This is a genomic window from Niabella beijingensis (assembly GCF_020034665.1).
Taxonomy (GTDB): Bacteria; Bacteroidota; Bacteroidia; order Chitinophagales; family Chitinophagaceae; genus Niabella; species Niabella beijingensis.
Genome location: NZ_JAIQDI010000002.1, coordinates 1117443 through 1131610 on the forward strand (window position 1 = coordinate 1117443; position 14168 = coordinate 1131610).

The following is a 14168-nucleotide window of genomic DNA, read 5'->3' on the forward strand; positions in this document are numbered from 1 at the left end:
GGAGAATACTTCTTGTATTTTTAAAGTAAGTATATCAACAACCCGAAATACTTTAATGAACCGGTTGGATTAAGTATATTTATAGTTATATGAAACACCAATTTGACAACCATCATTACAACAAGTATCTGCAGCCCTATGCAAATAAGCTCCGTAAAAGTATGACAAAGGCAGAAGCCTGCTTATGGAAGTATATTCTACGCGCCCGACAGCTTAACGGATATGCTTTTCGACGGCAGCGGCCGGTACTTAACTATGTTGCTGATTTCATGTGCATAGAACTTATGCTGATCATTGAGGTAGATGGCATTACGCATCATTGGGAAGGTGCTTTGGAGCGGGATGCTGTTCGTCAACAAAAACTGGAAGCAGCAGGCTTTAGGGTATTGCGTTTTGAAGATCATGAAGTATTAAACAACATGAGCAATGTGCATGCCTTTCTGGTAGAGTGGATCGAAAAGCACCAGTAGTTTGTCCATCTCGGTTTGAGATACTCTGATCATGAAGGTTCCACCCCGCCTGCGGGGGATAGTGCAGTGGTTTTTAGTTCGCAGCGTTCTTATGTTATACGGATTGAAGGAAATTATATTATCCCCCTCTTGGAGGGGGAAGGGCTTCGGGCTAAGGGATTTTTCGACCGGGGAGGAGGCTCTGATCTTATTGTAGGATGCTTATCATTGAAGGTGCCGCCCCGGTCGCTCGGAATAATGAGTCATCTCTAGTTTACAGTGTTCTAACGTTATACGGATTGAAGAAAATTACATTATCCTCCTCTTGGAGGGGGAAGGGCTTCGGGCTAAGGCGTTTTTCGATCGGGGGCAGGAACCAGGCCCCGTAATGTACGGATCATCCATCGAGAGTGCTCATCCTGCTTATTGAGATAATGAGCCGGCTTTAGCGATGCTATGGCTCAAAACGATACGTTTTTCCTTCAGTGGTCAGTTTGAAATGATCCGTTCTGAACGGTGCTGCCGGCAGCCCGTTTTTATTGTACAGATCGATGGTCCCCGGTTCACCGCTCCATAGATACCTTACCTGTTCGGGTGCTTTTACTGCGGGATGATAAACAACAACGGAATGTTCGTCTTTTAAACAGGCTTTTGCCCAGTGAAAGATCCGGTCGGCCCCGGCGATTGCAAACCCCCGGATATAACCGTATTTGTTTTTACAAACTATATTTTTATCAAAGCTGATCACGATGCTGTCGCCCGTTATTTCCATGTGTTTATAGCGGGGGCTGGTTGCGATACTGTCCGCATTATAAACCTCACTCAGGGCGGTCATCCCCAGGCGCCGGCCTGCCTCCAGTTTATTGTGCGGATGCAGGTTGTCTGCCTCGCCGATATCAATGGTCACTGCCATACCGGTATGGGCCAGGGTGAGGGCCGATGATTGTGCCTCGCGCAGTTCGGCCCATTCATTTTCTTCCGGCTGGTCCGGCTCCTTGCCTAAATTGGGTAGTTGCACGAGTAAAAAAGGCAGGTCCCCCTGATTGAATTGTTTGCGCCAGTCGGTGATCATAGCTGGTAACAGCTGTTTGTATTCCGCGGCCCGTCCCGTATTGGCTTCCCCCTGGTACCATATAAATCCTTTGATGTTGAATTGTGTAAGGGGGGCAATATTCGCATTGTACAGGATGGCGGGGGTGCCAAAGATGTAATGGTTGGCGACCAGCGGTTTTTTAAATGTTAATGGGCTGATCTGTACGCCCTTTTTATACTTCCAGGCACCCGCTAAAAACGGGTTCCAGAACATATTATACATACCGCCTTTTCCCCCGGCATCAAATACACGAACCACCACCAGGTTGTTTTTGGGTTTAAGTAAACTGTCCGGGATCTTATAGGTATACATATTCATATTGCCGTAGCCTTCACCGATTTTCACTCCGTTCACCCAGCAGATGTTATAATCGTCTACCTGCCCAAGGCTGATGGTGGTGTTGCCCAGGAAATCCTTCGGGAAGGAATCGTAGCTCTTTCGGAACCATACGGATCCGTCATAATCTTTTAATTCATTGTCTTCCCAGTGAGACGGCTGGTTCATTGTTTTCCAGTCGCTGATATCGGTATCCGGCAGATACCATTGATGCACCAGGCCGGGATCATCTTTCAGATAGCCAGCTTGCTCCCAGGAGGATCTTATTTTTTCGAAATCGGCGGTTATTGTTTTCATACTTTTACCCGGAGCAAGATAGGTATCGTAAAAGCCGGCAAATTGCGGAAAGGGGCGAAGCGCTTCATTGCTCATCCATTCCTCAATGGCCGTAGCTCCAAGGTTTACACTGATAAGACCAATGGGGACATCCAGGTGCTGTTGCAGGTAGCTGCCAAAGAAAAAACCTGCAGCACTGAAAGCGTGCACCTCTTTTACACGGGCGATCTTCCAGGAACCGCCCTTTACGGTGTCCTGCGGCACAAAATCAGCACCGATTGCCACGGTAAACAGCCGTATGTTATTATTGTTATAGGTTGCTGTGTCGGGCTGGGGATCGGCTTCTTTTACGCTGAACTGCATATTGCTTTGCCCGCTGCAGATCCAGATATCACCAAACAGCAGGTTTGACATCTCGATCCGGTTGTTACCCTCGATTATGATGTTGTAGGGGCCGCCGGCCGGTTGGGCTGGCAGGGTTATTTCCCATTTCCCGTTTGTTGCTTTAGTGCGGTAGGTGGTATGGTTGAATACCAGGGAAACGGTTTCTCCGTTGGCTGCGGTTCCCCGAATGGTACAGGGTTTATTTCTTTGCAATACCATATTGCTTTGGTAAAGAGCGGGTAATTTTACATCGGCCAGGACCGGCAGAACGGTGGTGATGATAAGTAGCGCTGTAAATAGGAATCTGAATACTGGTTTCATCCGGTTTTTATTAAAGACTCTTGGCAAAAAGAACGGGTGGGAATCGCATTTGCCATACGGTACTGCGAACCGGAAAATGTGATCCACCGGGTATAAGTACGTTCAGCAGGCCGCTACCTCTATTGAAATTCAGAATTTATAATAGCGGTAAACGATCCTTCAGGTGTCTTTATAAAACGATCCTGTGGGTGTATAAATTTTTTTAATGAAAAGACTACTCTTGCTCTGTTTTGTTTTGCTGTCATTGGGAAATCGTATTGCGGCGCAGTTAAAACTGCCGGCGTTGTTTGCAGACAGCATGGTATTGCAGCGCAATACCAGCGCGCCGGTATGGGGCTGGGCAGCTCCCGGGCAAAAAGTAGAAGTGAGCGGAAGCTGGTCGGATAAGGTGATACGGGCAGTTGCCGGTAACGACGGGAAATGGATGCTGCGGCTTCCCACTCCCGGAGCCGGGGGCCCTTATACATTACGTATTAAAGCCGGAACGGAAAAAAGATTACAGGGCGTGTTGATCGGCGAAGTGTGGATCTGCTCCGGTCAGTCGAATATGGAAATGCCCGTGGAGGGCTGGACTACCGACCCTGTCAGGAATTCGGCACAGGAGATAGCAGCGGCCAATTATCCTGCCATCCGGTTGTTCACTGTTGAAAAAGACATTGCCTATGCTCCGCGTGAAGATGTGAAAGGTACCTGGTCGGCCTGTTCTCCGGCATCGGTGCGCACTTTTAGTGCTACCGCTTATTTTTTTGGAAAGGAGCTGTACAATAAACTGAAAGTGCCTGTCGGGCTGATTCATACCAGTTGGGGCGGCACGGTGGCTGAAGCCTGGACGAGTGAGGCAGGACTGCGCACTATGGGCGACTTTAATAAAGAGCTCGGCACCATCGATTCTATTCGTGAAAATAGGGCAGCTATCGTAGAACAGGATCGTAGGAATGATCTTAAATGGCAGCAGGCAGTGAATGATGACGGGGCTGCGTATACCACAGCAGACGGGACCGGCTGGAAGACCATGAAACTTCCGGTGTTTTGGGAAGATGCCGGGCTGCCGGATATCGATGGTGTTGTATGGTTTAAGCACAGGGTGATGATACCCCGTGAGTGGGCCGGAAAAGCGCTCCGGCTGGACCTGGGCCCGATTGACGACCGGGATGTGATGTACTTTAACGGAGTGGCGGTAGACAGTACCACGCAGGGTTTTACCTGGGCCGCCGAAAGGCATTATTCCATACCCGGAAAACTGGTAAAGGCCGGAGATAATATGATTACAGTTAAAATCATCGACGATGGGGGCAGCGGTGGTATGTATGGAAAAGCGGAACAAATGGTATTGTACCCGGCCGGCGGGGTTGCCGCATCCGGCATAAAACTAAACGGGGAATGGCAGTATAAACTGGCTGCTGTAAAACCAAAGCCGTTATTAAATACCTGGCCCAATCAACCGTCGGTATTGTATAACGCCATGATCGCACCGCTGGTGCCTTTTGCCATAAAGGGTGCCATCTGGTACCAGGGGGAATCCAATGTGGGCAGGGCAAAACAGTATACTACTTTATTCCCGCTGATGATCGGCGACTGGCGCCGGAAATGGGATCAGGGTAACTTCCCTTTTTATTTTGTACAGATCGCTCCCTTTAAATACTGGGGCGAAACCACACAGGCCGCTGAATTACGTGATGCACAGCGGAGAACACTGTCCCTGTCGCCCCATACGGGTATGGCGGTCACACTTGATATCGGTAATACCGATAATATCCATCCATCCGATAAACCGGAAGTGGGGAAACGCCTGGCACTTTGGGCGCTGGGTGAAACGTATAAAATGAATGGAACGGTTTATTCCGGGCCGCTCTATAAAAATTTTGAAGTGAAGGAGCATAAAGTTGTTGTATCGTTTACTCATACGGATAGTGGTCTTAAGGCGGGTTCCGGAGCCCTGGAGGGCTTTGAACTTCAGGGGGCTGATGGCTTATGGAAGCCGGCAACAGCAGTAGTTGAAGGCAATACGGTGGTGGTGAGCAGCGATGCCGTTTTAAACCCGATAGGGGTGCGCTATGCATTTTATGCGGCCTCTGCTGGTACCTTGTTTAACGGAAGCGGGCTGCCGGCTTCGTCGTTTACTTCGGCCGCATTAAAATGATAACGTATCTTGTAGAGATCATCCGGTAGCATAATACATTTAAAATAAAGTTTGATGAAGTTCCTGAATTACTTATGGCTTTTACTTTTTGCCGCTAGTTGTTTTTCCGCCGGTGCCCAGGGCATCCCTGTTTTTAAAAAAGGCGACAGGGTCGTATTTGTAGGAAACAGTATTACCCATGGCGGGCGCTATCACCAGTATATCTGGTTGTATTATATGACGCGTTTTCCCGGCATGCCCATTACCATCCTGAATGCGGGGATCGGTGGTGAAATTGCCGGGCAGATGAACAAACGCCTTGAGACGGATGTGTATGCAAAAAAACCTTCGGTTATTGCCCTTACATTTGGTATGAATGATACCGGCTATTTTGAATTTTTACAATCGGACAGCGCCACCAAGTCGAAGGAGAAATTAGAACGCTCTTACCAGGCCCTGTTGCAGATGGATGCTTCTTTCAGAAAACATCCGGATATTAAAAAGATCCTTATCGCCGGTTCTCCGTACGATGAAACGAGCAAATTCGGAAAAAACAATCTCTTCCCTGGTAAAAGCAATGCAATGCTCAGGATCGCCGGGTTCCAGGAGTCGGTGGCGAAAAAGAGTGGTTGGGGATTCCTGGACCTTACCCGGCCAATGACAGCGATCAATTTGCGCGAACAGGAAAAAGATTCAACCTATACCCTCATCGGCAACGACCGGATCCATCCCGGAGTGGACGGCCACCTGGTGATGGCTTATCTGTTTTTAAAAGCGCAGGGTCTTGCAGGTAAAGAAGTGGCCGATTTTACCATCAATGCTGCTGCATCAAAAGTGGAAAACGGGGTCAATTGTCAGATAACAAACATACAATCAAAACCGGGCGGGTTCACCTTCGATTACCTGGCCAGGGCCTTACCCTATCCGGTAGATACAGTGGCCACCGGAGAGTGGGGCGCCATGCAGCGCAGGGAAAGTGATGCATTGAAACTGGTCCCGTTTATGAAGGAGCTCAACCAGGAAATGTTGCATATAACCGGCTTGACCGGCAACCGGTATGCGGTGGAAATTGACGGCCGGAAAATAGGCGAGTGGAGCGGAGCGGAACTGAAAGCCGGCATTAACCTGGCAGCCCAGCGCAGGACACCGCAATACGAGCAGGCGATGGCCGTAAAAAAACTGAATGAAGAACGCTGGCAGATCGAGCGGCGGCTCAGGGATTACGCGTGGATGGAGTACGATTTCCTGATGGACAGAGGGCTGTTGATGAAAGATGACCTGGCAACCCTTGATACTATTTATGCACACCTCAATGAAGGATTTGTGCGTGGCAATCTCGATAACTATCTAAAAGCCCGGTATCCCGAAGTGCGGCAGGGCTGGCAGAAGCAGATGGATGTGCTGGTGGATGAAATCTACCATATCAACCAGCCTCAGAAACATAGCTTCTTTATACGCGAACTATAGATGAAAATATATTCTTTGTTTTTGGCTGTTCTGGCGGTGTCCGTCTGCTACGCACAGACAACATCACCCGCAGCCTATGTCAATCCGTTCATCGGTGCAAGTACCAGTGCCGGTAAGGCGGGTATTTATCATGGTCTGGGTAAAACGTTTCCCGGAGCTACGACACCTTATGGGCTGGTTCAGGTGAGTCCGAATACGATCACCGGCGGCGATAATGGTTCCGGGTATAGTTATGAGCACGAAAGTATAGAGGGCTTTGCATTTACACAAATGAGCGGCATCGGATGGTTTGGCGACCTGGGAAATTTTTTGGTGATGCCGGCTACCGGCCCGTTAAAAACAGCGGCCGGACGATTAAGCGACCCTCCCGGGACCGGCTACCGCTCCCGCTTTGATAAAACAAGTGAGCAGGCTTTGGCAGGATACTATACCGTCCGGCTGACCGATGCGGCTGTTAAAGCCGAAATGACGGCGGCCCCGCACAGCGGGATGCTGCGGTTCACGTTCCCGGCCCATAAACAATCGCGGATACAGATCGACCTGGCAAGAAGAGTAGGGGGAACCTCCACCTTGCAATATGTAAAGATGGTAAATGAAAATACCATTGCCGGCTGGATGCAGTGCACGCCTGCCGGCGGCGGATGGGGCAATGGTGAAGGCAAGGCAAACTATACCGTTTATTTTTATGCACAGTTCAGCAAGCCCTTAAGGCAGGCTGGTGTATGGAGCGCCGATATCCCGGATACTGCGGATCGCAGACGGGAGGCTGTTGAAAGTGATCACTATCAGCAATGGGTGACACAGGCAGCAGTAACCCCGCGTACAACGGGGCAGGAAGCGAAAGGGAAACACCTGGGCTTTTATACGGAATTTGAAACGAGTGCCAGCGAGCAGGTGCTTATGAAGGCCGGTATCTCTTTTGTGAGTATGGATGGGGCAAGGAAAAATCTTGAAGCGGAGATCAGCGGCTGGAATTTTGATCAATTGCATCAGGAGGCGGTGCGGCGCTGGAACGATGCATTGAGTGTTGTTGCGATCGGTGGCGCTACAGAAGAACAAAAACACGTTTTTTATACGGCATTGTATCATACCATGATCGATCCCCGTATTGTGACCGATGTGGATGGAAACTATACCGGAGGTGATGGTAGGGTGCACCGGGCTGCCGGTTTTAAAAAACGCAGTATTTTCAGCGGCTGGGATGTGTTCCGCAGCCAGTTTCCGCTGCAAACGATCATCAATCCCGGACTGGTGAATGATATGATCAACTCGCTGGTAACACTGGCTGATGAATCGGGCAGCAGTTACCTGGAGCGTTGGGAGCTGCTGAATGCCTATAGTGGCTGTATGCTGGGGAACCCGGCCGTGGTGGTGCTGGCGGATGCGTATGTAAAAGGTATCCGTAACTACGACGTGCAGAAAGCCTATCAGTATGCGGTCAACACAAACGAAAAATTTGGCAATGGTCAGCGGGGCTATGATCCCGGCAGTATTGCCAAGACCCTGGAATATGCGTTTGCTGACTGGTGCCTGGCGCAGCTGGCCACCGGTTTGAACAAACGGGAGGCCGCGCAAAAATATTATCAGCGGTCGCTTAACTATAAAAATATATGGGATACGGCGCATCACTGGTTCCGTCCGCGTAATGCAGACGGAAGCTGGCTGCCCTGGCCGGAAGAAGGCCGGCTCACCGATTGGTACGGCACGTTTGAGACCAATCCGTACCAACAGGGCTGGTTTGTTCCGCATGATGTGGACGGCATGGTGGCGCTAATGGGCGGCAGGAAAAAAGTGATAGCCGATCTTGAGCAGTTTTTTGACAAAACACCAACGGATTTTAGATGGAACAGTTATTATAATCACGCAAATGAACCGGTGCATCATGTTCCGTTCCTGTTTAACCGGCTGGGGGCACCCTGGCTTACACAGAAATGGACGCGTATCATTTGTGACAGTGCTTATCACAATGCGGTTGAAGGACTGGTAGGCAATGAAGACGTAGGCCAGATGAGCGCCTGGTACGTTCTGGCAGCTGTCGGCATTCATCCGGTAGCTCCCGGCAGTACAAGATTTGAAATAACCAGCCCCCTGTTCACGCGATCGGACATTCATCTGCCGGATCATAAGCTGTTTTCGATCGTTTCAAAAAATAATTCAGCACGGAATCACTACATACAAAAGATATGGCTCAATGGGCGCCCGTATGATAAATGTTATATCGATTACCGTGATATCATGAAAGGAGGCCGGCTGGAACTGGTCATGGGCGATAAACCGCAGCAATTATCTTATAAATAAAACGGGATTTATACAGAACTTTAAACAGTATGAACGACAGCATAAGATTGGGTGCCGATATTGGCGGCTCTCATATAACCGCGGCACTGGTGGATGTAAAAAAAGCCCGTATTATAGAAGGCTCCGTTATACGAACAGGCGTTGATTCAAAAGCATCGGCAGAGGAGATCGTGGGTGCCTGGACGAACGCACTCTCAGATGTGATGCAGCTGGCCGCTCAGCCGGTTGAAACACTGGGTATTGCCATGCCCGGTCCGTTCGATTACGATGCAGGAGTCTGTCTTATGAAAGGGAATGATAAGTACGAATCGCTGTACGGACTGAATATAAAAGAATTGCTGCATGATGCAACAGGGATACCCGCCCGGCGCATCCGTATTGCAAATGATGCAGGCTGCTTTCTGAGAGGTGAAGTGCTTGCCGGTACCATGAACGCCTGCAAGCTCGCAATTGGCATCACGCTGGGAACCGGCCTCGGAACCTCCAGGTATAAAAACGGTGAAGCGGCAGATGCGGATCTTTGGGGCCGCTCCTTTATGAACAGCATTGCCGAAGATTATATTTCTACCAGGTGGTTTTTAAAGCGGTATCATGAGCGGACCGGACAGCACGTGGCTAATGTAAAGGAGCTGGCAGCATTGCATGATTCAACCGCTGAAGTGAGGACCGTTTTTGAGGAGTTTTCGGAGCATCTGGTCTCTTTTTTATACGAATTTGTGATGATGGATCATCCTGAAATGATAGTAGTCGGCGGTAATATTGCCAGGGCCGGCAGGTATTTTATGCCGGGTGTCATTTCAGGACTCAAGCGCAGGGGCATCGATATCCCCGTGCATATGGCGGCGCTTGGAGAGGATGCCCTGATCCTTGGTGCAACCTTGTAAAACTGTTACGGAAAATGTCAATAACAGCTTGTTTTTTCGTTCCGGAAAAAGATGCGCATAAACAGGATACTGCCCATTACTATCAGTGCGCCACTTACAAGCTGTGCCTGGGTGCTGTTCAGGCCCGGTATAATGGGGTTGATGCGTATTCTTTCGATCAGGAAGCGTTCCGTCCCCGCCAGCAAAAGATACAGCCCCATCAAGCTTCCTGGTACGGTTATCCTGTTTCTCAGGCCCCAGAGCAGCAGAAACAAGAGGAAACAGATAAGCGCTTCGTAAAGTGAAGTGGGGTATACCGGATCAGGCAGCTGATAGCAATAATTTCCCCAGTCGCAATGGCGCATGATCACGCCTTTACCAATAAGATTGTGCGGATAATAACAGGCCCAAAGCCCGTCCGGCAGCCAGGCAAAAGGTTTGGGAGCCGTATTGATCAGTCCCCAGTCGCCATCACCGGAAACATGACATCCCAACCGCCCGATAGCATAAGCGATCATAAACCCGGGAGCCATCGGATCAATAACATAGAGGGGCCGGATGTTCTTACCCCGGTAATAGATCCAGACCGCAATCGCGCAGCCCGCCAGCGCGCCGTAAAAATTGATCCCGGAAAAAGAAAACAGCACCGGACGAATATCCCGGGTGCCATAATTTTCAAGAATATAAAGCAGTTTCCCAAAAATAAGCCCTAGCACCGTGGCTGGTAAGGCAATGCTCCCGATGTTGCCGCTCGGACGTATTCGGACGGGAATAGCGGCCCTGACCCGTGTTTCGGGAAGATTATAGACCCCGAGTGCTTCCTTTTCCCGGAAACTTTTTCTTAAAAACAGGGAGCCGGCGAGAAAGGACAGTGCGATGGATAGCCCGAATGTAGTGATCTGATGCAGGAACTGCAACTCTATGCCGGTTAAATCGCGCAGCAGGTAATAGAGATCAGGATACACGGTCTTGAAAATTATTCGGTAAAACGTGAAAATAAAATTTATTCCGGCTCACAACAACCTGCCTGCGGGTTTTGCCCGTGATAAGCAGAACGGATATGGGCCGGATGCCGCTCTGCCCGTTCCTGTTAGTAGTCACGCTACTTATACAGCACCGCTATCGGAAATCCTAAAAAAGCAAAATTATTATTGAGGTGAGGTGGGGGTGGAAATATTGTTGGGTTACTATATTATTAAGAAAAGATAAACGATTCTTTTATATGGAAAGGTATGATCACACAAAACCATTGACAAAACTGTGCCTTGCGGCGATTGCCGTAATGCTGGCAGCAGCTTGTTCAAGAAGCAGTTTCCTGGAGGGAACGAATACAACCAATCTGAATGAGCAGACTGTTTTTAGCGATAGCACTTATGCGATGAGTTTTCTGAATAATATCTATTCTGATGTAGGGTTTAGCTTCAGTCCTACCCGGTTCTCGGATAACGGAGGATTGGATGCCGCTTCTTCTGAAGCAGACGTTCCGCGGGTGGGAGTTGCTGCCACCTCAGTGGGCTTTGCCACGGGTTCAGTAACACCTGCTACGGTTACGGATGACGCCTGGAAAACCTGCTACAAGCAGATACGGGCTGTTAACCAGTATTTAAAACACGCGCCAACACTGCCTTTTGACAGCTATCTGCAAAAAAGAACGGCCGCGGAGGCCCGCTTTTTGCGCGCCTGGTATTATTTTATTCTTTTAAAGCATTATGGCGGTGTCCCCCTGGCGGGCGACACGATCTATACAGATAAAGACGATATAGCTGCCAACCGGAACAGCTTCGAGGAATGCGTTAATTATATTGTTGCTGAATGCGATGCTGCTGCAGCTGTGTTGCCGGTGCGGCAACAGGGGATTGATTACGGCAGGGCCGGGGCAGGCGCCTGTCTGGCATTAAAGTCGCGCGTATTGCTTTATGCGGCCAGTCCGTTGTTTAATGGCGCGAATACATTTAATACTTCCCTGGCCGATCCGTTGCGAACCGTGGTGGGATATCGGACCGCTGATGCGAACCGGTGGAAACTGGCTGCCGATGCTGCAAAGACCGTGTTATCGCTGGGGACCTATCAATTGCATACTACTGCAAGTACGGTATCCGGTTTAACGGTACCGCCGTTCCGGACCGTCTTCACCCTTCGGGTAAACAATGAATACATTTTTGCAAAAATGCAAAAAGATGCTAAAGAGTTCGAGACCTGCTGGATGCCACCTACCCGGGGAGGTGACGGCAAAGGAGCATTCCCTTACCAGGAACTGGTGGATGCGTTCCCGATGAAAAACGGAAAGATGATCAACAGTCCTTCGTCGGGGTACAATCCGGACCGGCCTTACGACAACCGCGATCCGCGGCTGGAGGGTACGATCATGCATGATTCTTCCCTGATTGTTTTATACACCGACGGGATCCAGCCCATCATGGGGCAGGCGCTGAAGCTCTATGTTGATGCAGGGGCCGATGCGGTATTCAAACGTACCACAACGGGTTATTATGTCAATAAGATGCTGAAACCGGACATCGCCGGCAACTGTATTCACGGCACGGAACGCTGCTGGCCACTGATCCGCTTTGCGGAAATGCTTTTGAATTTTGCCGAGGCGGAAAATGAATTTAATGGTCCTACCCAGGAAGTATATACCGCCATCACGGAACTGCGGAAAAGAGCCGGCATAGAAGCAGGGGACGACAACCTGTACGGACTGGCCGCGGGCATGAGCAAAGACGAAATGAGGACGGTGATCCGCAATGAGCGGCGGATAGAGCTGGCATTTGAAGAGCAGTGGTTCTGGGATGTGCGCAGGTGGCTGATCGCCGGAAGTACTGAAAATACGCAGCTGCACGGCATGAAAGTGACCCGGCGCGCCAATGTACCTGCGGTTTTTGAAACCTTTGATGTGCGCAAACGGAATTTCAGGAATGCCATGTACCTGTTCCCCATCCCCCAGGCCGAAGTGGCAAAATCATCCCGATTATTACAAAACCCGTACTGGAGCAGTTCCGGGCAATAACCGGGCCGGTCGCTAAAAAAGTCTGTTCATCTCCTGTAAATAACAATTGCACTACTATGAGATCTGCAAAATCGCTTTTTTTTAAAATGAGTTTGATCCTGGTGTTCTTTTTTATCAACTCCTGTAAAAAGGAACAAACAGCGATCTACCCGGAAGCCGGTAAAAATGTTGTCGGAACCTGGAAGATTGCAAGCGTTGTAAGAAACGGAGTGGATATAACGGAGCATTTTGATTTTACGCCGTTTTCGATCCGGTTCAATGAAGATGGTACCTATACAATGGAAAACCAGGTTCCTTTTGTGGTGTTTAAGAACGGTACCTGGTCGCTGGATGATGTGGCCCATCCCTTACATATTTCTTTTGTACAGAATGGCTCATCGGAAACCTTTACCAATGAATTTGATTACCCGGTAGTGAATGGGGTACGGCGCATCATTTTAAAGGGCGCGCCGGGGTGTGTTACCAACACCTATCAGTATTCTTTAGAGGCCGTTCAATAAATCGCTAATCTTTTCAAGCTGGTATATATGAACATTAAATTTTTAGGAAAAGCGAACTTCTGGAAGCTGCTGACAGTATTGGTACTGCTGGCCTTAATAGTAGCCTGCAGTGCGGATATCACAAGTGTGGAGCAACCGGAAACCGTAAACGGCGGAGACAACCTGACTACGGTTGTAAATGTGCACCTGGATGTAGCCGGAACCAACCCGGGCAAGACCCTTGTGGTGGCCATACTGGTTCCCAAATCCTGGAATGCGTCCCGAAACACAACGGCATTTTATACCTGCACGGCGATGAGCGCTAATAATGAAAAAATGAGCCTGATGCCCGCTTCGGAAAAAGAGCCCAAAACACAATTGCCCTGGGCCGTGGCGTTGATGCAGGATAAACGATATGCCCTGATGGGAAATCTTGTGAACGATATGGAATGGATTGTTTTCCGCTCCACAAAAACATACGATGTTAACAACAGTATCGATTATTCGGTAAAGTTTATTACAAAGGCCGGTGAGCAGAACATGCTGGTGAACCTGGGGTATTTTATTGGAAATACAAACAACGGGCTGGAGCCGCCGGGTAACGATAAATTCCACGACGGCCGGTATGCCCGCCTTACGGTTAATGGTACCGGCGACCTGGTGGATTTCGTTAATCCGCAGCTGGCCATGATGGAGCTGGCCAAAGCCACAGACAATGATATACAAACCATTTCCTACGACGGGGATCTGATTACAACCCCCTTAAGCACAGAATCTGAAATATACATCTGCGCCAAAGGATATACCAATGACGGGCAGGTAATAGACCGGTGTGCGATCAGCGATAAAACGGCATTTAAGCCTGCTCCCGGTATTAACCGGTTCCGGTTCGATTTCTGGCCCCGCTCTTTCTTTGGGTTAAATGAAAACCAGACGCTGGAACGCATGGAGTATTTCTTAACGGATGCCACGGGTACAAAAAAAGTGGGATATGGCGGAAGCACACTGCCTTCCGATCCCTTCCTGTTTACGTTCAAGTGCCAGTAGCGGCTGGTCTTAATTGATCTTAAGTGCTC

General features: G+C 49.5%; 10 protein-coding genes. 8 read left to right on the forward strand and 2 right to left on the reverse strand.

What is annotated here, in order from left to right; genetic code table 11:
- The first annotated feature begins 89 nt into the window (after positions 1–89).
- Entirely contained in the window at positions 90–470 is a 381-nt protein-coding gene (locus tag K7B07_RS20780) for an endonuclease domain-containing protein (RefSeq protein ID WP_223712461.1), read from the forward strand.
- A gap of 433 nt (positions 471–903) precedes the next feature.
- On the opposite strand, the gene K7B07_RS20785 is transcribed toward K7B07_RS20780, so the two are convergent.
- Complete coding sequence (locus K7B07_RS20785; protein ID WP_223712462.1) at positions 904–2859, reverse strand: sialate O-acetylesterase; 1956 nt, start codon at positions 2857–2859, stop codon at positions 904–906.
- Positions 2860–3064: 205 nt separating this feature from the next.
- Between K7B07_RS20785 and K7B07_RS20790 the strand changes: the two genes are divergently transcribed.
- From K7B07_RS20790 to K7B07_RS20805, 4 genes are read left to right on the forward strand one after another with little or no spacing between them, the layout of a single operon-like run.
- On the forward strand, positions 3065–4999 hold the full coding sequence (locus tag K7B07_RS20790) for a sialate O-acetylesterase (RefSeq protein ID WP_223712463.1): 1935 nt from the start codon (positions 3065–3067) through the stop codon (positions 4997–4999).
- A gap of 54 nt (positions 5000–5053) precedes the next feature.
- Positions 5054–6445, forward strand: a complete 1392-nt coding sequence (locus K7B07_RS20795; RefSeq protein WP_223712464.1) for an SGNH/GDSL hydrolase family protein — start codon at positions 5054–5056, stop codon at positions 6443–6445.
- On the forward strand, positions 6446–8743 hold the full coding sequence (locus tag K7B07_RS20800) for a GH92 family glycosyl hydrolase (RefSeq protein ID WP_223712465.1): 2298 nt from the start codon (positions 6446–6448) through the stop codon (positions 8741–8743).
- A 29-nt stretch (positions 8744–8772) separates the two neighbouring features.
- Positions 8773–9627, forward strand: coding sequence for an ROK family protein (locus K7B07_RS20805; protein WP_223712466.1), 855 nt, complete (start codon positions 8773–8775; stop codon positions 9625–9627).
- A 17-nt stretch (positions 9628–9644) separates the two neighbouring features.
- Here K7B07_RS20805 and K7B07_RS20810 read toward each other — a convergent pair whose 3' ends face one another.
- A complete protein-coding gene (locus K7B07_RS20810; RefSeq protein ID WP_223712467.1) occupies positions 9645–10571 on the reverse strand; it encodes a prolipoprotein diacylglyceryl transferase in 927 nt (308 codons plus the stop codon).
- Positions 10572–10828: 257 nt separating this feature from the next.
- On the opposite strand from K7B07_RS20810, the gene K7B07_RS20815 reads away from it, so the two are divergent.
- The 3 genes from K7B07_RS20815 to K7B07_RS20825 are packed head-to-tail and all read left to right on the forward strand — an operon-like array spanning position 10829 to position 14139.
- Positions 10829–12613, forward strand: a complete 1785-nt coding sequence (locus K7B07_RS20815; RefSeq protein ID WP_223712468.1) for a RagB/SusD family nutrient uptake outer membrane protein — start codon at positions 10829–10831, stop codon at positions 12611–12613.
- A 56-nt stretch (positions 12614–12669) separates the two neighbouring features.
- On the forward strand, positions 12670–13113 hold the full coding sequence (locus K7B07_RS20820; protein WP_223712469.1) for a DUF5004 domain-containing protein: 444 nt from the start codon (positions 12670–12672) through the stop codon (positions 13111–13113).
- Positions 13114–13140: 27 nt separating this feature from the next.
- Entirely contained in the window at positions 13141–14139 is a 999-nt protein-coding gene (locus K7B07_RS20825) for a DUF4961 domain-containing protein (protein WP_223712470.1), read from the forward strand.
- Positions 14140–14168: the final 29 nt, after the last annotated feature.

What these genes read in the sequence shown, in the direction of transcription:
- K7B07_RS20780 (WP_223712461.1), top strand. Translation starts at nt 90, where the DNA reads ATGAAACACCAATTTGACAACCATCATTACAACAAGTATCTGCAGCCC.
- K7B07_RS20785 (WP_223712462.1), bottom strand. Translation starts at nt 2,859, where the DNA reads ATGAAACCAGTATTCAGATTCCTATTTACAGCGCTACTTATCATCACC.
- K7B07_RS20790 (WP_223712463.1), top strand. Translation starts at nt 3,065, where the DNA reads ATGAAAAGACTACTCTTGCTCTGTTTTGTTTTGCTGTCATTGGGAAAT.
- K7B07_RS20795 (WP_223712464.1), top strand. Translation starts at nt 5,054, where the DNA reads ATGAAGTTCCTGAATTACTTATGGCTTTTACTTTTTGCCGCTAGTTGT.
- K7B07_RS20800 (WP_223712465.1), top strand. Translation starts at nt 6,446, where the DNA reads ATGAAAATATATTCTTTGTTTTTGGCTGTTCTGGCGGTGTCCGTCTGC.
- K7B07_RS20805 (WP_223712466.1), top strand. Translation starts at nt 8,773, where the DNA reads ATGAACGACAGCATAAGATTGGGTGCCGATATTGGCGGCTCTCATATA.
- K7B07_RS20815 (WP_223712468.1), top strand. Translation starts at nt 10,829, where the DNA reads ATGGAAAGGTATGATCACACAAAACCATTGACAAAACTGTGCCTTGCG.
- K7B07_RS20820 (WP_223712469.1), top strand. Translation starts at nt 12,670, where the DNA reads ATGAGATCTGCAAAATCGCTTTTTTTTAAAATGAGTTTGATCCTGGTG.
- K7B07_RS20825 (WP_223712470.1), top strand. Translation starts at nt 13,141, where the DNA reads ATGAACATTAAATTTTTAGGAAAAGCGAACTTCTGGAAGCTGCTGACA.